The organism is Candidatus Aminicenantes bacterium, assembly GCA_011049425.1.
In the GTDB taxonomy this organism is placed as follows: Bacteria; Acidobacteriota; Aminicenantia; order UBA2199; family UBA2199; genus UBA876.
Genome location: DSBM01000034.1, coordinates 1 through 22,915, shown reverse-complemented (window position 1 = coordinate 22,915; position 22,915 = coordinate 1). Strand labels below are relative to the sequence as shown.

The following is a 22,915-nucleotide window of genomic DNA, read 5'->3' as shown; positions in this document are numbered from 1 at the left end:
AGCAGAAACACCCTCTGAGGCAAGACCGCGAAACTAATCCCGCTGAAAATCATTAAAATGGATGCCGTATTCTTCCAGGTTGCGGGCGATAATGCGATTGATTCGGGCCAGGGTCAGATTGAAGTTGATGGTGGATTGCAGGGCGCCGGCCTGGGCATTGGCGTAATCGCGCTGATAATTGAGCACCTGGTAGTTTGTCGACATGCCCACGGACAGCTTTTTTTCTTCGGCCTTGAGTTTCTGTGCCTGCAGCTCCAGGGCGATCTGATTGGATTCCACCAGCTTGCGATTGGCTTCCAGTTCTTTCAAAGCTTGTTTTAAATCAGAAAAAATCGTGTTCTCAACTCTCTGGAGATTCAAAAGGGCCCGCTTCATATCGATACGAGCCTGGGCCAGGCGCGCTTTCTCTTGTGCCTGACCCAGGGGAACGGAAAGCTTGATTCCGATTGAGTAGTTGCGATACAGGTTGGAGACGACTTCTTCCAAGGCATCTATCACATCCTTGCTGATTACGCCGATCACGGGGCGGTTCAAATCAAAAGGAGATGAATCCGGATCAAAAATCAGCTGGTCACCGCCACGGCCGGTGGTGTAGTAAGAAGCGGTCAGCTGCAAGTCGGGAAGCATCTGGTTGCGGGCGTACTTTACCCTGATGTTGTGGCTTTCCAGTTCAATCCTGGCCTGAAGAATGTCGGGACGACTGTCCATCGCCTCCTGAAGAAAAGCGTTGAAATCCAAGGCCATAGAGCGGACCTCCGGAGAGTCGGTGGGCATGATGACCTCAGCGGACTGGCTGATGTTGAGGATTTTCTTTAACTGTTCCTCGGCGGTGAGGATGTTTTTCTCCGCTTCCAGCAATTGACTTTCATAAGAAGCGACTTCCGCCTTGGCTTCAAGGATGTCGATCCTCGCGGCTGCGCCCACGCGCACCTTTTTCTCGTTCTGGCGCAACAGGTCCCGGGCGCGTAGCAACGACTGTTTTTTTGCATCCAGATTCTGGTGGGCATAGACCAGGTTCCAATACGCTTCCTCCACCTGGTAAACGAGGTCGATCATCGCCTGTTTCAGACTGAGATCGTTTTTGCGGTACTCGTTGGCAGCGATATAGATGTCTTTCTTGGTGGCCAGGGTTCCGAAATTTTTCAACAGGGGCTGGCTGATCGACAGCGTCAGGGTTGAGTAGAGAGCGGGATTGATGGTGGTAAAAGCGCTGTTGCTGGTGGAACGGGAATTCTGTAAACTGACGTTTAAAGTGCCCCCCAGGGCAATCTGCTGAGACAGACCGACATTCAAGGTATCATTGCCCTGTTTCTCTACATCCGCGCCACTGAGGATTCCACTGGAAGGACGGTTCGTCTCGCGTCGTTGATACTCAATGTTCAGGTTGGGTACAAAAATGGCTTGATTCGATCGCAGTGACTCCCAGAAGTAATCCCGGGTCTGGATCTCGATCTTCAGGTCCAGGTTGTTATCCAGAGCCGTGACAATGGCATCTTGAAGGGTGAGTTCCTTTTCCCGCTCTTGCGCCCATATTCCTGCCTGTATGCCGATAATCAGCAAAAACATCAACACCGATTTGAATGCGCTCATTCCGGACCTCCTCCTTTCCGTTTCACAGCTAAATACGAATGGGCGAGCGAAAAGTTCTGCCGCCGGTCACAACGGAACATTCGTATCGCGCGTGATGACACGGCGGCGCGCAACGGTCCCGGCCAGCCGTACACCATCAGTGACTATGGTCTGCACCAGGTGAGTATGGGCGCCGATTTCGACGTCGTCCCAAATGATGCACCGCTCTAGGTCGGCTGCTTTCTCTATGCGGCTACGCCCGGACCACGCGGCAGATTCCGCAAGGCCGGCATATTCCAGGTAATCAAACTGGGCGCGGTGGTAGAGAGCCGGCGTCCCCAGATCCAGCCAGATTCCCCCGTATTCCAAAAGCCGTACCCGGAAAGCGGAGCCGTCCAGAGAATGGAAAAAACTGCCATGCCGGATGGAAGCAAGAAATTTTTGCGAAAAAAGGCCGACTCCGCAATACATGCGGTCCCCTTCGCGTAGGTCGGGGCGGATACCCCGATACCAGCCGGATTTTGCGTCCACGGCAGAGTAAGACGCCGATGTGCGCGGCCGTACCAGAAGAACACCATCAAGAGAAAAACGTTTGTATTCCCGCCACATTTCGTCCAGGGGAATCTGCATGAACACATCGCCGTTCACCACCAGCATGGGACTGCAAACCCCGCCCCGGGGGCTTGCCAGGATGCGGCTGCCGCTCAGTGAATTTTCCTCTACGAATTTGATCCGATCCACGTCTCGCAAATGGTGGCGGATCTCATTTCCCCGGTAATAAAGATTGACAAAAGTGCGGTTGACCCCCCACTGCACCAACTGGTCGGCCAGAAGTCGAATCAGGGGAACATTGCCAAGGGGAAAAAGGGGTTTGGGACGCACCAGGCTCAACGGCCTGGCGCGCATTCCCCGGCCGGCGGCCAGGATAAAGGCATCAATCCCGGCCGGACTCATGGGGCGAGTCGGGGAAAAGCATGTCCCCCGTTCCACCACCGGCATGGAACAGGGATCTGTAGTTGGCGGTAATATAGTTGTTTTTCCTGAACCCCAACTCAGCTGCCAGGCGATCTATGGCGGGAGGATCCCCTTCAATTTCCATGAAATTCCCTACCGGGGTTTCGTCCAACATGACATGAATGCCGGCGTTTTCCAGGATCTCTCGGTATTTCTCATAAGAAAAAACAACCCCGAATCCGCTGTTTTCCAAAATAGACCGGGTGAGAGAAAAATCGGACACCCGGACTTCAATTTCGCTCCTCACTTTGTACCCCGCGTGGTCACGATCAGTTGTAACCGGGGACTTGGCGGTCAGGACGCTGTGGTCGCCTGCATGACGCAAACGCAACAGTCGCCCTTGTCGCGCCAAATCCCTGCCGGGAGTGTCGAATACGAGGTTTAATTCATGGAAACGGGGAGCCACGATCCGAAAACCCCGGGAACACAAATCCCGGCGCAGGTTCGCGATGTTTTCCAGCGCCAGTTTGATTTCGATTTCACGCTGTTCGGCAGTACGGGAGTTTTTGTGCAAAAAATTCAGATCGTTCATGTCAATAATTGCGCACTCCCATAAAGGCGACCATGCCCAGCAGGGACTCGCGGAAAGGAGAAGCAGGAAATTGACTAATGAAATTACGGCAACTCGTGGACAAAAATTCAATCCGGTTTTCTACTTCTCGATGCACTCCCGAACGGCGCATTAGATCTCCGATAGCGGCATAATTCCGCTCCCGGAGCAGTTTCCGCACCTGCCTTCCCTGCTTTCGCAACAGGAGGATCACCGGCAAAGTAATTTTCCCTTCCTGCAGGTCCCGGTAGCGGTCCTTTCCTGATTCCGGTGAAATAATGTCGATCAGATCGTCCCGGATCTGGAACAGCATCCCCAGGGAGTTTCCAAAATCGGCATACGCCTCGGCATCCGCGGGGAGCGGAGCCTCTAAAGAGGCGGCGATTCGGGCGATACCGGCAAACAGTGAACCGGTCTTCATGGAGATGATCTCCGTGTACGCATCAAGACTCGTATCCAGGTCATGCTGGTGATCCAACTCCAGCATCTGGCCCTCAATCATGCGGGCGGCCACATCCATGGCCACGCCTACGGCCACAATGCGCCCGGTGGCGTTAAGACCGCGGAAAGCGTTGACAAAAAGGTAATCCCCCCATAAAATCGACATCTGGTTGCCCTCGTCCATGTTCAGGGAACGGCGTCCCCGCCGCATGGTGGAGTGGTCCATCACATCATCGTGAATCAGGCTGGACAGGTGCAGCATCTCCATCTCCGCGGCGATACGAGGCAATTGGGGATCGGTGCAGCCTCTGACCCCGGCCAGCAGGAACATGAGCGTGGGACGAATGAGTTTGCCCTGGTATACCGGGAATTCTTTCAGGATCCGCTGAACCGTTGGCACGGGATCGATGAATTTGTTTTCGATGATCCGGTGAATGGATGTCAATTGGGCGCGAATGGGGGCCTGGATATCTGCCAAATCCATCCGCACATTCTAGCACCGGGTAATGATTGTTGTAAACCCGTACAACCCGGCTTATAATTCGGACATGGTGAAACATATCCAGATTCAATTTCAGACCGATACGCATCACCGCATGGTGGACATCACGACCCGTGTAGAGGAAGCGCTGGACCAGAGCGGAATGTGCGAGGGCATGGTTCTGATCTTTGTCATCGGCTCCACTGGGGCCCTCTCCACAATTGAATACGAACCGGGTCTGCAAAGCGATTTCCCTGAACTCATGCAAAAGCTGATCCCCGAAGAGCTGGATTATCAGCACAACAAGACCTGGGGCGACGGCAACGGGCACTCTCACCTGCGCGCCACCCTGTTGGGACCTTCCCTGACGGTTCCGGTAGTAGACGGAAAACTGGTGTTGGGTACCTGGCAACAGATCGTCTTCCTGGAATTCGACAATCGCTCCAGAAGTCGACGACTGCTGGTTCAATTCCTGGGCGAAACACAGTGACAATCGGATCCGCCGGGAAGGGTGGATTCGACAAGTCTCCCCCGCGGGTCGATCATATGTGTGGACAGGTCCGCCGTCAGGCAGGAATGAACCGGCACAACCGCCAGAAGGTCTCCGGGTAGAAAACGGGCGGCGCGTTTGCCCCCCAGGTACACGACTCCATGTTCCTGACTCAGCGAGCGCACACTGGCCCGGGGAAACGGTGCCGGCCAGGGATCGTCCGCATGGCAGGCAGCCACCAGCCCATAAAACGGTTTGCCGTCATCACCGCTGATGTTCTCCGCGGAAAGATGCACCTTTCCGCCGTGAACCACCACTTCGCCCCGTTGCGGATAACTGCCGATTACCGGACAGATCAGGCGTACCGCGACATCCCGTAAGCGGCAACTTCCCAAGCGGTATTGCATAATATCGTAAAACACGAAATTTCCACAACGCACCTCGCTGACTCCAAGAAACCCATTGCATACGCTGCACGCGGGAGTATCCCCGATAGATATCTCTAGTTCCGGCCCGCCGGCATCACGGATCCATTTTTTCACGGCAACCATTTGGGCCAGGCTGTCCCGGTGACATCGGCGGATGCCCGAGGGTTTGCCGGCCGCATAGGTATGGCCGGCATGGGTGAGCAAACCGCGCAGGCGCATACGGGGTTGACGTTCGATGCGACGGATTAGGTCCATGACTGCCTTGCTTTCCCCTGGAACCAGCCCGCAGCGACGGGCCCCGGTGTCGATCTTCAGCCACATTTCCACCGGGCGTTTCAACAGACCGGCAGCACGGTCAACCGCGGCGACATGATCCACCAGCAAATGAAGCACAAGGTCATCCGGCCAGGTATTGATCACCGGTATCTCATTTGGATTCATGGGCAGAGCGATCAACACATCACGCCAACCATCCGCGATAAAACGGGCCGCCATCTCAACGGAAGAAACGGTAATGGCCCGGACTCCCTCTTTTTTGAACCACCTCCCCACCTCCAGGGATTGATGGGTCTTGAAATGGGGCCGCAAACGGACTTTCAGGCGACTGAATTTTTCCATCATGGCCCGGATGTTGCGGCGGGCCACCTGGGGATTTACCATCAGGGTGGGTCGGGTGATCAGCATCCTGCCTCCATCGGCGAATATAGCATGCCTGTCCGCGGGGGATCAACTTAGGAGACGATTGCATTTCCATTCCGCCTCTCCTATAATAGCGCCGGAGTGGAAGTTTGAACGAATCACAGCAAACCCGTACACAAACCCCCTGGCTGGAGCGGATTCAGCAACACATCAACGGCTTTCAAGGCTATGAATACCCGGAAAAGCGTTTGCGGGAAGATGAACGCTTCCGCCGTTACCTGGATCAACTTGCAGCCGACGTCATTTCCCGGGTAAAACAACTCGTGAGTTCCGCCGCCAAGGAAAAACGCCTGGACCTCCTGTCCGACTTCGAACACATGCTTTCCACACTGCAACAACTTCAGGAAGCACTGGAGCCCCCCCCGGAAACCCTGGACGGCACTACCGTGGTTGCCCCCGGTCTTCTGGCTGAATGGCACCGCGAAGACTGTGAATACCTGGAATGCCTGAGTGCTTTCATGGACCGGATCGCGCAGTTGCCCGGTCCCGTTCCTGAACGCAATGATGTCTTGTTGCTGCTGGATACATTGGACCGGCTCCTGCAACGGATCCGGGAGCGAAAAAAACGTGGAGCTGAATCGGACCTCAACGAGGAATCCAAAAATGATTGAATCGAGGTACAGGCGCACTACTCCGGGTCCATGACACGGGAAACCCCGCCCGGTGCATCCACGTTCAGTTGCCCCCAATGTGGAGCCCCTTTAAGTCCACGCCAGCTGGATTGCTTTATCGCCTGTACCCATTGCGGCAGTTCACTGTTCCTGGACCTGGACACCTTAATGCCGGTGGCCACTTATCATCCCACGATCCCGGAAAAGGAATCCCCACTGCATGTGCGCCGGCACCTGGCGGAACTGACACTTGACAGAGGCATTGCGCTGGGCCAAGCGGAATGCCTGTACATTCCTTTCTGGGAAGTGAACAGCAACTCGCAATTGCAACGGGCATGCGCCACGTTCCCGGAGATTTCCCTCAACAAACCCGCCGCAACCCGGCAGGTTTTTCTTCCTGATCAACAGCCGCCGGGAAGTGTTATTCTGGCGGTGGATACCCAGCCCGGGGAAAGTGCCGAACGACGCCTGCTCTACATTCCCTTTTATCGAATCCCCGTAACCCACAGAAAAAAAGAATATTATTTTCTGTGCAACGCGGTTTCCGGCAGCGTCTACGGCCCTTCCATCCCCCGGGAACCGAACCCGCGTGCGTCCCGTTTGTTTCGCTTGTTCGCGGGTATTTTTCTGGTGGTCCTGGCGTTCGATATTGTCGTGGACACCCCCTGGGTGCTGCTTTCCCTGAACGCGCTTCTCTTTCTGCTGGCCAACCAGATCAGCCTGCCGTGGATTGAGAACCGACTCTACCGATGACTGTCTCTTTAATCAACTGCAGCCATTGCGGCGGGCCGCTTCCGGTTGTTGACGGTCAACGCATCTGCCGCTGTGCATACTGCCGCAACCCATATTTCCTCGACCATGACCAGCCTCCCGCGGTTGTGCTGGCCAGTGAGCTGACTGCCGACCAGGCCCGGATAGCGGTGCTGACCGCGTTACGGGATCCCCGTATTGAACCGGGTTTCCGCAAGGGCACTTTTTTTGAGCGGGCCACCCTTTTTTATATTCCCTTCAGCGAAGTGCGGGGCATCAAGGCGGGTTGGGCTGCCGCCGCGTTGGAACCCACCGGCCAAGACGCTTTCTCGATGGTTTCTTTTGAGTACCTTGAACCGGCCAATGATTTGTCCGCCCTGTTTCTGGACGTATTGGATCGCAGCATCGTGGAGGCCGCCATGCTCAAAGCCCGCCAAGTACCATTTCGTCCCCTGGAAATGCGCCGCCGGGGCGTGGTGTTGCCCGCAACGCCCACCCCAATCATTAAATCCACAAATGCGATGCCGGACCTCCGGGATACGATTGAAAACCATCTGCGCCTGGTTTATCTGCCCGTGTGGGAGATCGTATACAGTTACCGGGGCATCATGTTTCACAGCTATTGCTCCGCTGTGGACGGGACCATGATACTTGTCAACGGTCTGCGCAACCACCGCCGCAAACTATCACTGTCACTGCTGGGCTCATTTTCCCTGGCCTTGCTGCTGGGCCGAACGATCCGGGTTGCCGTCGAAATGGTCGGCCGCATTCGCTCGGGTATTTTTTTCCTGCTGACAGCCGGGATCCTGGTGGCCGGTGCGGCCCTGACCTGGGCCGTATTGTTCCCCTATCTGTGGCGCCTGTTCGCTTTCCGCGAGGAGATCAGTATCTCGGGAAATTTTACATCCACGCGAACCATCAGCTACCGGGAAGGCGCCTTGCTGAAGTTCAGCCGCCGCTTTGTCAATTCCCTGACGGGAGAATCCGGGGAAAGCAAGGAACCATGAAACTCTTGAGCCTGAAATGTCCCCGTTGCCGGGCGGATCTGGAAGGAGATAACAACAGTTGGATCTTTTTCTGCCGAAGCTGTCGCATCGGTGTTGACCTGAGTCGTGGACGTGAACAAGAATTCGATTTCGAATGTGCGGCGCCAGTGATTCAACGCTTGGAGACCCCACGATACTTTGCTTTCTGGCTTTTCCGTGCCCGATACCAGGCGCTTGCGGAAAAAAAACAAAACCCGGATGAAATCGACGGCCGTTTCTGGGTTCCGGCCTTTTTTATCAAGAACATCAGCTATTTCGGTGATATCGGTTTGTATTACACCAATCGCAATGTGGTCCCCAGCACAGAGCGTTGCCGGAAACTCGCGTTCTTCCCCGCTGACCGGGGCGAAGCCCATACCGCGATCTACCCCGAAATTTACGCCGTCAAAAAAGAAGCGGCACGGCGACGACGAGTGACAGGCATCACCATTCACTCGACCCGGCTGGTGTGGGTTCCTTTTTACGAAGCGGAAAAAGAATTCATAGACTCAATACTGGGCTGGTCTTATCCGATCGGGGCCATGATTTAATCAATAGAGTTGGAGAGTTGAAAAGAAGGTGACTGGTATCAGGTGGCAGGAGACAAGGATTCCCGATTTAAGGAATAACGAAGAATGTATTTTTCTACTTTCTGCGTTCTACAAGTTCTCCCTAAAACCCCTACTGTTGCGCCCAGGAGATCCTTCTACAGATACTCCTGAGTTCTCCTACCTTCTATAGAGCTTTCTGTTTTTTCATCACAGGCCCAGCGTTCCCTCATCACCAGGGCGCTTTGCGCCTTATCGCAAAGGCTCGTAATTTCTCATCACAAGAGCCAGTTGATAGAAAGGTGGCATGAAACAGTTGCTTCCGGTTCCGCGTGCGGTTGACTTTTCCCGGAGGTTTTCCTAGAATCGAGCCGGGTTACCGTTAAGCCCCGTGCCAACATTTTGGCTGGAGAAACCACCATGGAAAAGCGTCAAGTCATTATTGTCGGTTCCGGACCTGCCGGCCTTACGGCCGCCATCTACACGGCCCGCGCGGGATTAAAACCGCTTGTCTTTGAAGGTTACCAGGCGGGTGGCCAACTCATGATCACCACTGAAGTAGAGAACTTTCCGGGATTCACGGAAGGCATCACCGGGCCCGACCTGGTGGCCAATTCACGGGCCCAGGCCGAACGCTTTGGCGCCGAATTGCGCACAATTGATGTAACCAGGGTGGAACTGTCCGCGGGAGACCAGCGGATTTGGATAGAAGAAGAGGAATTCCGTTCTCCGGTGCTGATTATCTCAACCGGGGCAAGAGCCAATTTGTTGGGATTGGATAGTGAAAAGCGCCTCATGGGACGCGGGGTCAGCGCTTGTGCCACCTGCGACGGCTTCTTTTTCAAAGACCGCAAAGTGGCCGTAGTGGGCGGCGGCGACAGCGCCATGGAAGAAGCCTTGTTCCTGACCCGCTTCGCCAGCGAAGTTCATATTATTCACCGCAGAAATGAGTTGCGGGCATCTCACTACATGGTGGAACGAGCCCGGCGCAACGACAAGATCCACTTCATCATGGATTCAGTGGTGGAAGAGATTCTCGGAGAAGACAGGGTCTCTGGAATCCGGCTGCTCAACAAGCGCAGCGGCGAGAGCCGGGAAATGCCGCTGGACGGTGTGTTTGCGGCCATCGGTCACACACCCAATACCGGCTTGTTCGAAGGCCAACTGGAGCTGGATCCCCAAGGGTATATCATTACAGCCGCGGAAAAAAAGAACCAGACACGCACCAGTATTCCCGGCGTGTTTGCATGTGGAGATGTGCAGGATCCCCACTACCGCCAGGCCATCACCGCGGCGGGAAGTGGTTGCATGGCCGCCCTGGATGCCGAACATTACCTGGAGGCATTGGAAGACTGATTCCAAGCGCCTGCCGTGAAGTCCACAGATGACGCTGAATTCAAAAGCGGGTTCCACCGATTTCAAGTCAAGAAACTCATCTTATTCAGCTTACTGATTTTCTTTTCTTTTGCCGCATTCGCGCAGGATCGCCTGGCTCCCTCAATCGAGTGGAAAGAAATTCAAAACCCGCGCTTCGTCGTGGTGTTTCCTAAAGGATATGAAAATCAGGCCAATGAAATCGCGCAGACCGCGCTGCGGCAATACAACCTGCTTGTCGAATTGTGGAATGTAACCATCGAGTCTAAGGTCCGCCTGTTATTGGCGCCTGATTCCGATGTGGCTGGAGGCTCCATCACCCTCTTCCCCTTTCCAGCCATCCGCATCGATATGGCGCCGCCTTCCCCGGATTCCCGCCTCAGCGGAGGCAGGGAGCCCTGGCTGGATAAAGTACTGGCACACGAGCTCACACGGCTCCTGCTCCTGCATATGTCTTCGGGTTTTTTCAGGCAGCTCAGGCGAGTGATCGGCCCCCTGCCGTTCACCTTCCCCATGATGCAGTACCCCTCATGGCTGCACCAGGGCCTCGCCGTTTTCAGTGAATCCCTGATCTGCCCTTCCGGACGCCTGAACACCCCGGATTACCGGCAGATGTTTCAACACATCGCAGCAGAAGGAGATTTTCAACACTTTCTTTCCCTCAGGGGATCCCCATCCCGCTGGCCGGGGCCGGTCACCAAGCTCATGTACGGAGCGGAGTTTCTCCGTTTCCTGGCGCATCGTTACGGTCAGGAGTCGCTGCAGAATTTGGTGACCCACCTCAGCCGCGTTCCCCTTTCACTGGGCATATCCCTGCGTTTCAAGCATATGTACCACCTGCGCCTGAGGAAATTGTGGCGGCAATTCGGTCTGGCGGCCGGCCAAGGCGAAAACAGTGATGTCCCGCTGCGGCTGCTGACCCGCGACGGCTGGATCAAACAGCACCCGGAGGTCCTGGACGACAATAGACTGGTGTGGGTATCCGACAACTACCGTTCCCGGCCCGGTATCCGCATCCTAAACCGACGAAGCGGCAGACCGGGCTGGTTGCTGCGACGCTGGGGGATCTCCAGCCTGGCTTACGATAACCAAAGCCGGGAGTTGGTTTTTTCCGCCCCGGAAGTGTTTCGTTCATTTCGTTGGATCTCAGACATCTACAGCTGTTCGCCGGACAGCGGTGAATGCCGCCGCTGGAGCCGGGGAAAGAGCCTTTTTCATCCCCATCCCTTTCCCATTGGTTCAGGCCTCATCTGCGTCTCCCGGGATCGCGACCGTTTCCGCCTGGCGCGCTTGGACGCCCCCCTGTCTGAACCCGTCATGCTTTCCGCCAACTACGTCGGCCTGGCGCACCCGCGGATTTCACCGGACGGGAATAAAGTGGCCGTGGCCCTGAAACAGCGCGAAAGGAATTGGAGCATCGCCCTGTTCACTCCGGCCGGAGAATTGGAGTTTATTATCCACGTACCGGAGAAGCGTTGCAGCGTTCCCCGCTGGCTGGACAACAACCGCCTGGCCTTCGTGCTTTCAAGCCAGAAAAAAAGCACCATCGCCATCGCCAACCTTTCCCGCCGAAACGTACGCACAATGAAGGGACTGCACTCTCCCGAGATCCGTTACCTGGCCGTCGCCAACAACGACAGCCTGCTGACGATTTTTTTAAACGCAGGGGGAGAAGACCTGGCCGTGGTTTCCATTAACGAATCCGAGTGGACGGACATCCCGGCCGATTGGCTTTCCGCGCAACCCCGGCCCCGGCCGGAATCGGCCACCCCTGGCCGTCCCTACAACAAATGGCGGGATTTGGCCCCCCGATTTGTGTCTCCGGACGCAAGTTACGTGGAAAAAGAGCTCCAGATCGGTGCCCGAATCAGCGGCCGGGATCTACCCGGACATTATGACTACATGGCGCGGGCGCTTTACGGCCTGAGAACCCAACGCTGGAACACGGACCTGCGCCTGATGCTGGGGGATTTCTTTCCCCGCATCACCCTGACCTGGCGACGTGAACACCAGGTGTTGGAGAACCGGATCCGCGGTGATTTCATCCAGACCAATGCCTTTCTGAACCTGGAGGCCCAATTCCCGCTGAAGGTGCGGCGCCAATACCGCTGGGACCTGGCCGTGGGGATCCACGTCAACCGCATTCAAGACCGCAGTTTCCTACATGATCCGGCTGAAACCGTGAAACTCAATGGTTTTTCACTGACTCTGATCTGCGACTCAGACCAGCGTTATTACGATGCGTTTACACGCACGGATGGTGGACGGTTTGTCTTGATGACATCGTGGGACCTCACACTGAATGGATCGTCCGCGGTGCGATCGCTGGCGCTGGACTGGAGGCGCTACATCACCCTGCGCCATCCCAATGTGCTGGCGATGCGACTGGCCGTGGCCCACTCCTGGGGCGAAGCGCCCCGTGTATTCTACATGGGAGGGGCCGGGACACCGGGCCGGGCCGGATTGGTGGAAGGGCGTTTGTTTTCCCTGATGAGGGGTTTCCCCGCGGGTTATTCCTCTGGATTCGGGGGATGGCAGTTTAACCTTGAGACACGGCTGCAATTGCTCAAGATTGAACGGGCACTGCCCGTGGGCCCCAGTTTCGAGCGATTGTACATGGCGCTTTTCTGCGATATCGGCAACATGTGGACCCAACGCCTGCACTTCAGCCCGACGGTCACCTGGGGCGTGGAACTGGGAATGCTCCTGTACCTGGGAGGATCCGTGGAAATCGGCCTGGGAATGGCGGCAAATCATTCCCTGCCCGACAACCCAACCATCTATTTCCGTATTGGAGAGTCTTTCTAGAAAAAAGAAGTTGAGAGAGTTGAGGGTGGAAAAATAGGGCGAAAAATTTTTCGCTACGCTCGAGTGATACCTGTCACCTTCTTTTGTTTAATTACTCCGGCATCATTCTTGTGATGGCAACTCACGAGTGCTTGTGATGAGAACGACTTCGGCGTTTGTGATGAAGAAATTTTCGGGTTCTGTGATGAAAAACAGACGCCCCCAAGTTGTTTTAATGGCGAGTGGCGAATTTCCTGTCTCCTGTTACCTGATACCTGTCACCTTCTTTTCAACTTTATTCATATCCTCGGTTCCGACAGCACGTACTCCCTGCGGCTGAATACCCGGGCGGCAAGAACCAGAAAAACAGCCGATAGAAGCAACAGCACGATAACGGCTTGCAGATCCGGGGAAGGTTCCAACTGAAACATGAGAAACCCCTCCCCACCCGCCTTGTAGGGCAACAGGGATTTTACGTAATGGCTGATGGTCAGATGCTGGGTGGAGCCGGGAATGAACTGAACCACATACTCCCAACCGAAAATGTAGATAATTCCCGCGATCACCGGCTTCTTCAGCAGCGTTCCCAGCATGACAAAAAGGCCGGTATAGGCAAGAGTAGCCAAGATTCCCGCAAGCAGGTAACCGCCCAAACGCGCAAGCCCTTCACTGCTCAGCAGATACATGCCGAAACCCAGAGCGAAACTGATCGCCAAAGCGGGGAAAACGATGACCAGGGAAATCACTGTCTGCACCCCCGCTTTCCCGATCAAAACGGCGCTTTTTTTCACTGGACGGGTGGTCAGGAAAACCAGGGTTTGCTGATCGATCTCGTCGCCGACGCAGGAACTGCCGCCAAGCAATCCCATCAGGGGGATATACAGAGTGAACAGAAAAGGGACCGCCATCTGGTTGAAAAGGACAGGACCGATTGCTGTTCCCGTACCGCCCATGGTGACTGCTCGAGCCACCAGCAACACCAGTACCGGAATAAAAGCCGCGCCCAGGAGCAGCCAGGTGCGGCGGTTGTGCAGGCTGAGGCGGAAAAAGAACCCAAACACCACTGCGGTTGAATACAGGGCAGCCATTACTTTCTCCCTACCAGGTAGTTGAATACCGCCTGAAGGTTATCGTCAGGCGAGGTGATTTCCTCTATTTCCAGGTTGTTTTCAACCACAAACCGGTTCAAGCGCCCAAAGAAATGGTCACGGTTATCGGTCTTGAACACCACCTTCTGCCGGGCGTTGTCAAAACGGATCGTGAGCACGTGGTGATCTTCTACAAACCATTCCGCGATAAGTCGGAATTGAGGGGTCCGCACGGAGATCATGTGGGGGTGCGAATCCAACAGCCCGCGGATCTCCTGGATATCCCCCTCGGCCAGAATTTCGCCCTGGTGAATCAACACGATGTTGTTGGTCATGGCCTCGATCTCGGGCAGAACATGAGAAGAAACAATGACCGTGCGGCCCCGGGACGCAAAATCACGGATTAGGTCCGTGATACGCGCCCGCCACAACGGGTCCACTCCCTTCAGGGGTTCGTCCAGGATCACCAGTTGCGGATCGTGGAGAACGGCCGCACTCACTTTCAGGCGCTGGCGCATGCCCAGGCTGTATGCGGAAACGGCTTTATCGGCCACCTCTTCCAGCCCGACCTGATGCAGCGCCTCCCGGGCCTGGTCCCGTGCCTTTTCCATTGAGGCTCCATGCAAGCGGGCCAGGAAGGCGAGGTAATCCCCGCCACTCACACCACGATAATAAGCGTCGTTTTCGGGACAGAAACCCACGCGCTGAAACAATCCGGGGTTGTTGAATACCGGCTCGCCGAAAATGCGGATACGACCGCGGTTGGGTTTCAGCTGTCCGGTTGCCAAACGCAGAAACGTGGTTTTCCCCGCTCCATTGGGACCCAACAGGCCATGGACTCCCGGCATCAGGCGCAGGCTGATGTCGGAAACCCCGAGAATATTTCCATACCACTTCGACAGGGTTTCCGCCTCTATTACGGGTGCCATGTCAGACCTCCACCCTGCGGATACGCAATAGCGTCCATGTCAGGGCCAACAGGCTGACCATGACAACCAGTAAAGGCGCCACCCACAACGGCACAGCCATCGCGGGTTTTGTACCAAAGAGCAATGCGGACAAGTGGCGCATGGTACGTTCCGGTGACAACAAGCCCAGGGCCGAGTGTTTGAACACCACTCCGGACAGAATTCCCGCCAGCATATTGGCAAAAAAGAAAAAGCCCACGTATCCCACAATCACAAGCCGGGTATTCGGACTGAATGAGGAAAACAACAACACGAGGGATGCCAGGGCCAGGGAAGCCAGGAACGGGTACACCAGGATAGCCCCAAGCGTGGAAAGACCGATGCTCCACGTGCCGCTGAACAGCAACTTGGCCACAACCAGCAGCAATGCCGGAACCAGTGAGAACATCAGCAGGTAGAACATTACAACCGCCAGTTTGCCCACCAGGTAATCGAGCCGTTTGAGGGGCCGGGACAGGTAGAGCTGGATGGAGTTGAATTTCAAGTCAGCCGAAATCAGGTCCGACCCGGCATAAACGCTGAGCAGAAACAGCACGAACATCAATCCGCTGCGAGTGAAAAAGAGGTCGAAAAAGCGGGAGTCGTCATTGATAAAGCGGGTGATCTCATCCAGAAAACGCAATTCCGGCTTGCTGGCGACGTACACGGCGATCAGGAAAAACAAAAAGGGAAAGGCGGAAAAAAAGAAAAGCAACTTGGCGCGTTTTTTCTCTTTGACCTGGCGGATTCCATGAACGCTGATGGGGAACCAGGGGAATCGCCGCGGTGCCAATGACCCCTCCCAACCGTGATAGCCTCTTTCTTTAACGGGCATGGGATTCTCCTATTGCGGTCACAAAGGCATCCTCCAGGGTCAGTCGGCTGGGCCGGAAGTGCCGGATCTGAACACCGGCGTCCAGGGCACAGCGAAACAGGTTCATGGGGGGGAAATCCGGAGGCAAATGAAGCCGAAGCAAACCGCGGCGATCCGTTTCCGCCTGGATACCGGGTAGGCGTTCCAGAAAGAGGCGGGACTCACCCTGGATACCAACCTCAAAGGTGCTGGTCTCCCGGCCGGCGAAATCCAGGGTTTGCTGCTCGGAGACAATGCGACCGTGATTCATGATCAAGACGCGGGCGCAGGTTTTTTCGATATCCGCCAGGATGTGGGAAGAGATGATCATGTTCATACGCCCCTTGGCCACGATATCCACGATCAACTGCAGCATCTCCTCTCTTCCTCCTGGGTCCATGCCCGACGTGGGTTCATCCAGAATCATCAGTTCCGGATCGTGAACCAGGGCCAGGGCGAGTTTGAGGCGTTGCTTCATTCCCGAAGAGTAGGTGTCGGCCAAGCGGTACCGTGACTCCTCAAGGCCCACATAATAGAGCACTTCGTGGGCTCGCTTGATGGCCTCCTGCCTGGGCATACCGGAGAGTTCTCCCATATAGCTGGTCAACGTAACCGCGTCCATACCGGGAATCAGGCAGTGACTCTCCGGCATATAGCCGATGCGACGGCGTACTTCGGTCAGCCCGGTGTCCATGTCGGTCCCCAGGATGCGACCTTTTCCCCGCGCCGGCTGCAAGTGGCCCAGAATGATTTTCATCAGCGTGGTTTTGCCGGCGCCATTGGGCCCCAGTAAACCGTATACGCCCGAATTGATTGCCAGGCTCACGTCGTCAATGGCCCGGAAACCGTTGTAACAGAAATGGATCCCCTCTAGCTGGATGATGGTTTCGCTCATGTGTAATCATACGAAGATCACCGTCTTTGGTTCCCTTCAAACCAAAGCCCGGGTATAATATGCCGTCAGGAGGCAATCGTGGCTCAGGATCACACATTTGATATCGTTATCCTTAACGGACGCCCGGCAGCGGGAAAGTCGGAAATCATCGATTTTCTGCGTTCAGTGCCGCCGGCGGAACGCATGCGACGTTTTCATATCGGAGAATTCCGCGAATTGGACGATTTCCCCATCCTCTGGGAACAGTTCGAAGACGACGACCTGATGGAGGCCATGGGTCACCCCAGGCTCCTCACGGAACGGACCTTTGAGTACCGGGGCCGGCGCCATGCCGGTCACACTTTCCGCGAACCATGGTATTGGAACTTTCTGATCCGCAAACTGTGTCTGCGGTATGAACGATTGATCCGGGACGATCCAGGGTTTCATGAGCGCGGCGGCACCGTTTTTATCGAGTTCGCCCGGGGAAGTGAACACGGCGGATTTCGCGAGGCCTATTCTCACTTGTCTGAAACCGTTCTGGAACGCGCGGTTACGCTCTACATTGATGTTACCTGGGAAGAATCGCTGCGCAAGAACCGGCGCCGCTACAATCCGGATCGACCCGATTCCATTCTCGAACACGGCCTGGAAGACCTCAAACTGCAAAAACTCTACAAAGAGTCGGACTGGACCGCTTTCGCCGGCAGCGGTGACAGCGGCTTCCTCCAATGCAAAGAACAACGGGTATCCTTCGGCGTGTTCCGCAACATGCCGGAAAAAACCGACGATCCCGCCAAGATCGCCCCCCACCTGGAAGAAGTAATGAAGCGGATTCACCAACTGGCTGCGGAGCGCTGACATGATCCACGCCAGGGGATTCCGCACCCGCCGCTTCTGGAACTGGTTTCCCATGGGACTGACTTACGCCCTCCTCTACATGGGACGCTACAACCTCACGGTTTCCAAGAACGCTTTGGGCACTTTGATGACCAAAGTGGACTTCGGTTGGATTTTTGGTATCGGCGCCGCGGTCTACGCCGTATCGTTTCTGATCAACGGCCCGCTCGTGGACCGCATCGGCGGCAAGCGCGGCATTCTCATCGCCGCTTTCGGCGCCGGGGGCGCCAACCTGGCCATGGGTTTCTACCTGTGGCGGGTCATGGGCATGGAGGACCCTTCCGGAGCCCCGTTGCGACTTGTCTTTTCCCTGCTCTACGCGCTGAACATGTACTTTCAAAGCTACGGCGCAGTATCCATCGTCAAGGTGAACGCCCACTGGTTCCACGTAAAGGAAAGGGGAACCTTTTCCGGGATTTTCGGCATCATGATCTCTTCGGGAATCTTTCTCGCCTTCGACGTATCCCAGCGCATCCTGGAATCCCCCCTGGTGTCGGGCCAGGGCCACGCCGGGGGCGACGCCACCTGGTGGGTCTTTTTCTCTCCCGCCGTTCTGCTTTTCCTGCTTTTCGCGGTAGAGACGTTCCTGCTGCGCGATCAACCTTCCCGGGCCGGGTTCGCGGATTTCGACACCGGAGACGAGTCATCGGGAGAAGACCTGAACATCCGCATCCCCACTCGCCGGCTTTTGCGCCGCATCCTTACCCACCCGGTTATCCTTACCGTGGCGGGTATCGAATTTTGCACCGGGGTGCTGCGCAACGGCGTGATGCACTGGTTCCCCATTCTGGCCAATGAAAAAGTCGCCGCCGGGCTGGTGGGGAAAGGGTGGGATTTCATGCTTCACAACTGGGGACTGCTGCTCATGATCGCCGGCATCATCGGCGGCAACCTGGCGGGCATCCTGAGCGACAAGGTGTTCCAATCCCGCCGCGCGCCGGCCGCGGGTTTCCTATACGCATCCATGACGCTGTTCATCGTGGCCATGGCCTTCTCTCTCTCCGGGGGCTGGATGCTGGGTGCACTGGTGTTTTGCGTTTCCGTGTGCGTGATCGGCACCCACGGCCTGTTGTCCGGCACCGCCACCATGGATTTCGGCGGCCGTAGGGGAGCGGCCACCGCGGTGGGGATCATCGACGGGTTTGTCTACCTGGGCACCGCGGTGCAGTCCTTTTCCCTGGGCTGGATCACCAGCCGCAACTGGACGGCCTGGCCCTGGTTTCTCCTGCCCTTTGCCGTCATCGGCCTGGTATTGTTGATCCGCATCTGGAAAGCGATGCCGGGGGGGATCAAGAAAGTTGAAAAGAAGGTGACAGGTATCAGGTGACAGGAGGGCAGGCGTAGGGGCGACCGGCTGGTCGCCTCGGTTTTTTTCTTTCGACTTTCAACTTTAGACTTTCGACTTAGGTTCATGCCCCTGGCCATTCGCCTTAAACATCTCAACCAGTCAACTTCGGCAGGCTGTCTTCCAGCATATCCCTGGCCAGGGGATTGGTTGCCACGTGACGCAATGTGCGCGCCACGTAGCGGTTATAGCTTTTATTGCCGCGGGAATGGACCTGGAAGCCGAAGGTGCCCAGTGCCTTCAAATTGCGCTGCAGGGCGGTCAGGTACACCTGGTCCATGCCGGGTAACAGGCCCCGCTTTTCCAGGTCCGTCAAGAAGAGCTTTCTTAGTTTGCCCAGGTTCATGTAAGCGTCCCAGGCAAAAGATACCGCATCATAGGCGCGGGGGGCGCGCAGGGAATCCTGGAAATCGACCAGCACGATGCGTCCGTCGTGTACCATCATGTTGCGGCAATGAAAATCCCGGTGGGCGAACCCCGGCGCAAAGTCGATGGTTTCCACCAGGCCCACCAGCCGCGCCTGCAGGCGGCGGCTGTCGGCCAGGCCCATCAGGCGGGAAGCAAAATGCTGGATAAAAAAATCCATTTCCCAGTGCATGCGGTCGGGATCCAGAGTGGCGAGCGTGACCTCCGGGGGAATCCGCGCCAGCTTTTCCAGTATGTCCGCCACGCGCGAGAGCCGGTATCGCCGCTCCGCCATCCGCCCCCGGGTAAACACGGTCTGCAACCGCTGGTCGCCCAGGTCTTGTTGCAGCAGGGCGCGATCTTCCAGCACCGCGTAAATTCGCGGCACCGGGATGCCGTGGTTTAGGTACAAGTGTGTGAAATGTTGGATGCGTTCGATTGCATCCGGTTCCGGGCCCGGATACACCATGGCCACCCGGGTTTCGTTTTTGAATTCCAGGCGATAGAACGCCCTCGTCGAGGCCTCGGCCCGGATCTTGGTAACCCGGTCAATCCCCTCGACCCGCTCCCGCAACCACTTTTTCATGATCTCATTCTACTGAATTGAAACCACATGGACAACATTCCTTATTCCAGTGTCATTGTCCTTTCCCCTTCCTCCTCTCTCCTCGTTTCCCCTGCCAATCGCCACTTGCCGATCGCCTCTCGCCATGTTTCCTGATTGCCTCGCCGGGCCTTGTCGGGTAGAATGGGCCCATGCTGGTGCTGGGCTTTGAATCCTCGTGCGATGAAACCGCCGTAGCCCTGGTGGAGCGGGGCGACGGCAACGACCGCGTGGTATGTGAAAAGATCAAATCGCAGGTGGACCTGCATGCCCGCTTCGGCGGTGTGGTGCCTGAAATCGCCTCGCGCACCCACTACGAGAGCATCGACCTGCTGACCACCGCGGTACTGGAAGAGTCCGGTATCGGCCTTCAACAGGTGGAGCTGTTGAGCGTGACCACGGGACCCGGCCTGATCGGCTCGTTGCTCATCGCCCTCTCTTTTGCCAAGGGCCTGTCATACCGGACCGGCATCCCCCTGGTGGGCGTGGACCACATAGCCGCCCACATCGAGGCCGCGTTTATCACTCACCCGCAAATCGAATTCCCTCTCCTGGCCCTGGTGGTGTCCGGGGGACACACCACCCTGTTCCGCCTGGAATCGCGTTTTGACCTGGAGGTGCTGGCCCGCACCCGCGACGATGCCGCGGGCGAAGTGATGGACAAGGTGGCGCGCCACCTGGGGCTGGGGTATCCCGGCGGCCCGCTCCTGGACCGCATGTACGACCCCGGCCGCGACCGGGAATTCGAGTTTTCCCATCCCCGTATGAGTGATGGTTCAGCCGACTACTCTTTTTCCGGGTACAAGGCCGCGGCCCTGCGCCTGGTCCGGCGCCACGGCATCCGCGCCGACCACCCGCAACTGGCGGGCCTGACCTCTTCCCTGCTGTCATCGATGGTGGACTACCTGGTCGAATCACTGCTGCAGGCGGCGGATCAACACCCGGCCGCCGGGATCGTGGTTTCCGGTGGCGTGAGCCGCAACTCCCTGTTGCGCAACCGCCTGGAAAATGCCTTCCACAAAAGAGAGATTCCCCTTTTCCTGCCCCAGCCACAGTACTGCACGGACAACGCTTCCATGATCGCCTGGCTGGGATATGACACCTGGAGCACTTTTCCGGATAGGGATTACTTTCCGGGATATCTCAACGCCTATTCGCGCTCGGATTTCAGTCGCCGCGGTCCGCGCTGAGGGATACCTCCCCCACAATGCCTTATTTCCCGGGGCAACAGGCGCGGATCGACGCCGCGATCGGTTTTTCACCATACGCCTTGTCGTAGTGTTCACTGAATTCGGCTGCCAGGGTGTCCGCGCGGCGTTTGAACGCCTCGGGATCCCGCCAGGAATTCTCTGGATGCAGTACCGCGGGGTCCACACCGGGGAAAGTAACGGGCACCAGGATGTGAAAACGGGGATCTTCGCGGAACTCCAACCCCTCCAGGTTGCCATCCAGCACCTGGCGGATGATGTGGCGGGTAACGGTGATATCCATGCGACTGCCCGTGCCGTAAGGCCCCCCGGTCCAGCCGGTGTTGACCAGAAACACCCGCGTTCCATGGGCCTTGAGTTTTTCGCCCAGCATGGCGGCGTATACATCTGGGTTTCTGGGCATGAAGGGGGCGCCGAAAAAACGTGAAAACGTGGAAACCGGTTCCTTGATTCCGGTTTCCGTTCCCGCCAGCTTGCTGGTATAACCCATCAGGAACCACAACATGGCCTGGTCTTCAGTAAGTTGAGCCACCGGGGGGAGTACCCCGTTGGCGTCCGCGGTGAGAAAAAGGATGCGGTAGGGGTGGGTTCCCTGTGAAGAGGTCTTGATGTTGGAAAGAAAAGTCAGGGGATAACTGCCGCGGGAGTTTTCCGTCAGGCGGTTATCATAGAGATCAACTGTTCCATCGGGATACATCATGACATTTTCCAGTATGGCACCGTGTTCAAGAGCGGGAGCGTCGTGCATGACCGCGCGGTGGATTTCCGGCTCTTTTTCCGCGGACAGGTTGATCAGCTTGGCATAGCAGCCGTTCTCGAAATTCGAGATCCCCGGTTCGCTCCAGCCGTGTTCGTCATCACCCAGCAGGGCGCGGTCCGGGTCCGCAGACAGAGTGGTCTTGCCCGTACCGCTCAGGCCCAGGAAAAGGGCGATTTCCGCATCCGGGCCTTCGTTGGCCGATGTGTGCAGGGGCAACACGTCGATCCCGGGAAGCATGTAGTTCATCACCGTAAACATCAATTTTTTGACACTTCCCAGGTAGGCGCTGCCCACGATCACTCCCAGGTCACGAGAGAAATCCATTGCCACCACCATGTTGGAGGTTGCTCCGTCTGAGAGTTCACGCAGCCGGCCGGTGTAGCGTTCCGGGTCCAGCTTGTCGTTGGGCAGCACCACCAGGGTGAAGGGACGGTTGTTGAGACGGCTGCGATGGATGTCCGGCGGGATGGGCCGGAACATGTTGTCCGTGAACAGGGCAGTCACGGAGTTGTCGGCCACGGTATGCACGGGCAGGGCATAACCGGAGTCCGCGCCGATCACGCGGTCGGTCACGTAAACGCGTGGCTTTTCCGCCAGCAGGGTCAGGGCGTCCTCCAGGATCATGTCCAGGGTGCCGGGATCCATTGGGATGTTGTTGGGAGCGTCCCAGTCAATATCGGCTGAAGTGCCCGGTTCACGCACGATATAGGTGTCCTTGGGGCTGCGGCCGGTGGATTCCGGACGGGTCCACAGGGCCAGGGCGCCGTTGCGCGTGACCAGGGTCTCGCGGTAATCGATGCAATGGCGGATCATTTCCTGCCTGGGAGGGTTGTCGTACACTTCGGGGTGCCGGCGAATCACGGCGTCGATGCGGTCTCTTTCGTTCATGACTTTTCTCCTGGATGATGAATCTCCCATTATAGGCCCGGCCTTACCGCTTTTCAAGGAATCCCGCCGATTTCCTCCGGGCGTTGACTGCGCAAGCGCGATAGATTACCATGATTGCAATGATCGTGTTTGCCGTTTCCGGATGGTCCGGGGCGGGGAAAACCCGCTTGATTACTGAGCTCATAAAAGCGTTCCGTTCCCGGGGTCTGCGGGTACTGGCAGTAAAGCACACCGGACACAGCGCTCAGCTCGAACCCGAAGCCAAAGACTCCCGCA

The 22,915-nt window shown here is 56.8% G+C and carries 21 protein-coding genes; 10 read left to right on the top strand and 11 right to left on the bottom strand.

Going from position 1 to position 22,915, the window contains the following annotated elements; translation table 11 throughout:
- Positions 1-33: 33 nt before the first annotated feature.
- From ENN40_02475 to ENN40_02460, 4 genes are all read right to left on the bottom strand, one after another.
- A complete protein-coding gene (locus tag ENN40_02475) occupies positions 34-1,590 on the bottom strand; it encodes a TolC family protein (GenBank protein HDP94207.1) in 1,557 nt (518 codons plus the stop codon).
- Positions 1,591-1,656: 66 nt separating this feature from the next.
- Positions 1,657-2,568 carry a hypothetical protein gene (locus ENN40_02470; protein ID HDP94206.1) on the bottom strand — a complete coding sequence of 304 codons (912 nt, stop codon included), beginning with the start codon at positions 2,566-2,568 and terminating at the stop codon, positions 1,657-1,659.
- Positions 2,504-3,115, bottom strand: coding sequence for a class IV adenylate cyclase (gene cyaB, locus ENN40_02465; protein HDP94205.1), 612 nt, complete (start codon positions 3,113-3,115; stop codon positions 2,504-2,506). The genes ENN40_02470 and cyaB overlap by 65 nt, the downstream gene beginning before the upstream one ends.
- A 1-nt stretch (position 3,116) precedes the next feature.
- Complete coding sequence (locus ENN40_02460) at positions 3,117-4,058, bottom strand: polyprenyl synthetase family protein (GenBank protein HDP94204.1); 942 nt, start codon at positions 4,056-4,058, stop codon at positions 3,117-3,119.
- 64 nt (positions 4,059-4,122) lie between these two features.
- Between ENN40_02460 and ENN40_02455 the strand changes: the two genes are divergently transcribed.
- Entirely contained in the window at positions 4,123-4,545 is a 423-nt protein-coding gene (locus tag ENN40_02455; GenBank protein ID HDP94203.1) for a YjbQ family protein, read from the top strand.
- On the opposite strand, the gene ENN40_02450 is transcribed toward ENN40_02455, so the two are convergent.
- Positions 4,521-5,657, bottom strand: a complete 1,137-nt coding sequence (locus tag ENN40_02450; GenBank protein HDP94202.1) for an alanine racemase — start codon at positions 5,655-5,657, stop codon at positions 4,521-4,523. The two genes, ENN40_02455 and ENN40_02450, sit on opposite strands and share 25 nt — an antisense overlap.
- A 104-nt stretch (positions 5,658-5,761) precedes the next feature.
- Here ENN40_02450 and ENN40_02445 point away from each other — a divergent pair, with 104 nt between their 5' ends.
- The 6 genes from ENN40_02445 to ENN40_02420 all read left to right on the top strand — a co-directional run bounded on the left by ENN40_02445 (position 5,762) and on the right by ENN40_02420 (position 12,788).
- Positions 5,762-6,283, top strand: coding sequence for a hypothetical protein (locus ENN40_02445; GenBank protein ID HDP94201.1), 522 nt, complete (start codon positions 5,762-5,764; stop codon positions 6,281-6,283).
- Positions 6,284-6,313: 30 nt separating this feature from the next.
- Positions 6,314-7,036 carry a zinc ribbon domain-containing protein gene (locus ENN40_02440; protein HDP94200.1) on the top strand — a complete coding sequence of 241 codons (723 nt, stop codon included), beginning with the start codon at positions 6,314-6,316 and terminating at the stop codon, positions 7,034-7,036.
- Complete coding sequence (locus ENN40_02435; protein ID HDP94199.1) at positions 7,033-8,040, top strand: hypothetical protein; 1,008 nt, start codon at positions 7,033-7,035, stop codon at positions 8,038-8,040. Before ENN40_02440 ends, ENN40_02435 begins: the two co-directional genes overlap by 4 nt.
- A complete protein-coding gene (locus ENN40_02430; protein ID HDP94198.1) occupies positions 8,037-8,609 on the top strand; it encodes a hypothetical protein in 573 nt (190 codons plus the stop codon). The genes ENN40_02435 and ENN40_02430 overlap by 4 nt, the downstream gene beginning before the upstream one ends.
- 417 nt (positions 8,610-9,026) lie before the next feature.
- Complete coding sequence (trxB, locus tag ENN40_02425) at positions 9,027-9,962, top strand: thioredoxin-disulfide reductase (protein HDP94197.1); 936 nt, start codon at positions 9,027-9,029, stop codon at positions 9,960-9,962.
- Positions 9,963-9,977: 15 nt separating this feature from the next.
- Positions 9,978-12,788, top strand: a complete 2,811-nt coding sequence (locus tag ENN40_02420; protein HDP94196.1) for a hypothetical protein — start codon at positions 9,978-9,980, stop codon at positions 12,786-12,788.
- Positions 12,789-13,066: 278 nt separating this feature from the next.
- On the opposite strand, the gene ENN40_02415 is transcribed toward ENN40_02420, so the two are convergent.
- Genes ENN40_02415 through ENN40_02400 form a run of 4 tightly spaced genes read right to left on the bottom strand, consistent with a single transcriptional unit; the run spans position 13,067 to position 16,550 of the window.
- The gene (locus tag ENN40_02415) at positions 13,067-13,855 is read right to left on the bottom strand and encodes a hypothetical protein (GenBank protein HDP94195.1); all 789 of its coding nucleotides are present in this window, start codon (positions 13,853-13,855) and stop codon (positions 13,067-13,069) included.
- Positions 13,855-14,784, bottom strand: coding sequence for an ABC transporter ATP-binding protein (locus ENN40_02410; protein HDP94194.1), 930 nt, complete (start codon positions 14,782-14,784; stop codon positions 13,855-13,857). The genes ENN40_02415 and ENN40_02410 overlap by 1 nt, the downstream gene beginning before the upstream one ends.
- Position 14,785: 1 nt before the next feature.
- Positions 14,786-15,637 carry a hypothetical protein gene (locus ENN40_02405; GenBank protein ID HDP94193.1) on the bottom strand — a complete coding sequence of 284 codons (852 nt, stop codon included), beginning with the start codon at positions 15,635-15,637 and terminating at the stop codon, positions 14,786-14,788.
- On the bottom strand, positions 15,627-16,550 hold the full coding sequence (locus ENN40_02400; GenBank protein HDP94192.1) for an ABC transporter ATP-binding protein: 924 nt from the start codon (positions 16,548-16,550) through the stop codon (positions 15,627-15,629). The genes ENN40_02405 and ENN40_02400 overlap by 11 nt, the downstream gene beginning before the upstream one ends.
- 78 nt (positions 16,551-16,628) lie before the next feature.
- Between ENN40_02400 and ENN40_02395 the strand changes: the two genes are divergently transcribed.
- Positions 16,629-17,390 carry a hypothetical protein gene (locus tag ENN40_02395; GenBank protein HDP94191.1) on the top strand — a complete coding sequence of 254 codons (762 nt, stop codon included), beginning with the start codon at positions 16,629-16,631 and terminating at the stop codon, positions 17,388-17,390.
- 1 nt (position 17,391) lies between these two features.
- Positions 17,392-18,756 (top strand): MFS transporter, encoded by a 1,365-nt coding sequence (locus ENN40_02390; protein ID HDP94190.1) that lies wholly within the window; start codon positions 17,392-17,394, stop codon positions 18,754-18,756.
- 112 nt (positions 18,757-18,868) lie between these two features.
- Here the strand turns inward: ENN40_02390 and ENN40_02385 are convergent, their stop codons facing one another.
- Positions 18,869-19,765: a hypothetical protein gene (locus ENN40_02385; GenBank protein ID HDP94189.1), complete on the bottom strand. Its 897-nt coding sequence runs from the start codon at positions 19,763-19,765 to the stop codon at positions 18,869-18,871.
- Positions 19,766-19,935: 170 nt separating this feature from the next.
- On the opposite strand from ENN40_02385, the gene tsaD reads away from it, so the two are divergent.
- On the top strand, positions 19,936-20,973 hold the full coding sequence (tsaD, locus tag ENN40_02380) for a tRNA (adenosine(37)-N6)-threonylcarbamoyltransferase complex transferase subunit TsaD (protein HDP94188.1): 1,038 nt from the start codon (positions 19,936-19,938) through the stop codon (positions 20,971-20,973).
- A gap of 22 nt (positions 20,974-20,995) precedes the next feature.
- On the opposite strand, the gene ENN40_02375 is transcribed toward tsaD, so the two are convergent.
- Positions 20,996-22,639: a phosphoenolpyruvate carboxykinase (ATP) gene (locus ENN40_02375; protein HDP94187.1), complete on the bottom strand. Its 1,644-nt coding sequence runs from the start codon at positions 22,637-22,639 to the stop codon at positions 20,996-20,998.
- Positions 22,640-22,915 lie beyond the last annotated feature (276 nt).

Excerpts from the sequence above, each read along its gene's own strand:
- ENN40_02430 (HDP94198.1), top strand. The coding sequence starts at position 8,037 with ATGAAACTCTTGAGCCTGAAATGTCCCCGTTGCCGGGCGGATCTGGAA.
- ENN40_02375 (HDP94187.1), bottom strand. The coding sequence starts at position 22,639 with ATGAACGAAAGAGACCGCATCGACGCCGTGATTCGCCGGCACCCCGAA.
- ENN40_02415 (HDP94195.1), bottom strand. The coding sequence starts at position 13,855 with ATGGCTGCCCTGTATTCAACCGCAGTGGTGTTTGGGTTCTTTTTCCGC.
- cyaB (HDP94205.1), bottom strand. The coding sequence starts at position 3,115 with ATGAACGATCTGAATTTTTTGCACAAAAACTCCCGTACTGCCGAACAG.
- ENN40_02410 (HDP94194.1), bottom strand. The coding sequence starts at position 14,784 with ATGGCACCCGTAATAGAGGCGGAAACCCTGTCGAAGTGGTATGGAAAT.
- ENN40_02400 (HDP94192.1), bottom strand. The coding sequence starts at position 16,550 with ATGAGCGAAACCATCATCCAGCTAGAGGGGATCCATTTCTGTTACAAC.
- ENN40_02390 (HDP94190.1), top strand. The coding sequence starts at position 17,392 with ATGATCCACGCCAGGGGATTCCGCACCCGCCGCTTCTGGAACTGGTTT.
- ENN40_02405 (HDP94193.1), bottom strand. The coding sequence starts at position 15,637 with ATGCCCGTTAAAGAAAGAGGCTATCACGGTTGGGAGGGGTCATTGGCA.
- ENN40_02435 (HDP94199.1), top strand. The coding sequence starts at position 7,033 with ATGACTGTCTCTTTAATCAACTGCAGCCATTGCGGCGGGCCGCTTCCG.
- ENN40_02460 (HDP94204.1), bottom strand. The coding sequence starts at position 4,058 with ATGGATTTGGCAGATATCCAGGCCCCCATTCGCGCCCAATTGACATCC.
- ENN40_02450 (HDP94202.1), bottom strand. The coding sequence starts at position 5,657 with ATGCTGATCACCCGACCCACCCTGATGGTAAATCCCCAGGTGGCCCGC.
- ENN40_02475 (HDP94207.1), bottom strand. The coding sequence starts at position 1,590 with ATGAGCGCATTCAAATCGGTGTTGATGTTTTTGCTGATTATCGGCATA.
- ENN40_02385 (HDP94189.1), bottom strand. The coding sequence starts at position 19,765 with ATGAAAAAGTGGTTGCGGGAGCGGGTCGAGGGGATTGACCGGGTTACC.
- tsaD (HDP94188.1), top strand. The coding sequence starts at position 19,936 with ATGCTGGTGCTGGGCTTTGAATCCTCGTGCGATGAAACCGCCGTAGCC.
- ENN40_02440 (HDP94200.1), top strand. The coding sequence starts at position 6,314 with ATGACACGGGAAACCCCGCCCGGTGCATCCACGTTCAGTTGCCCCCAA.
- ENN40_02455 (HDP94203.1), top strand. The coding sequence starts at position 4,123 with ATGGTGAAACATATCCAGATTCAATTTCAGACCGATACGCATCACCGC.
- trxB (HDP94197.1), top strand. The coding sequence starts at position 9,027 with ATGGAAAAGCGTCAAGTCATTATTGTCGGTTCCGGACCTGCCGGCCTT.
- ENN40_02470 (HDP94206.1), bottom strand. The coding sequence starts at position 2,568 with ATGCCGGTGGTGGAACGGGGGACATGCTTTTCCCCGACTCGCCCCATG.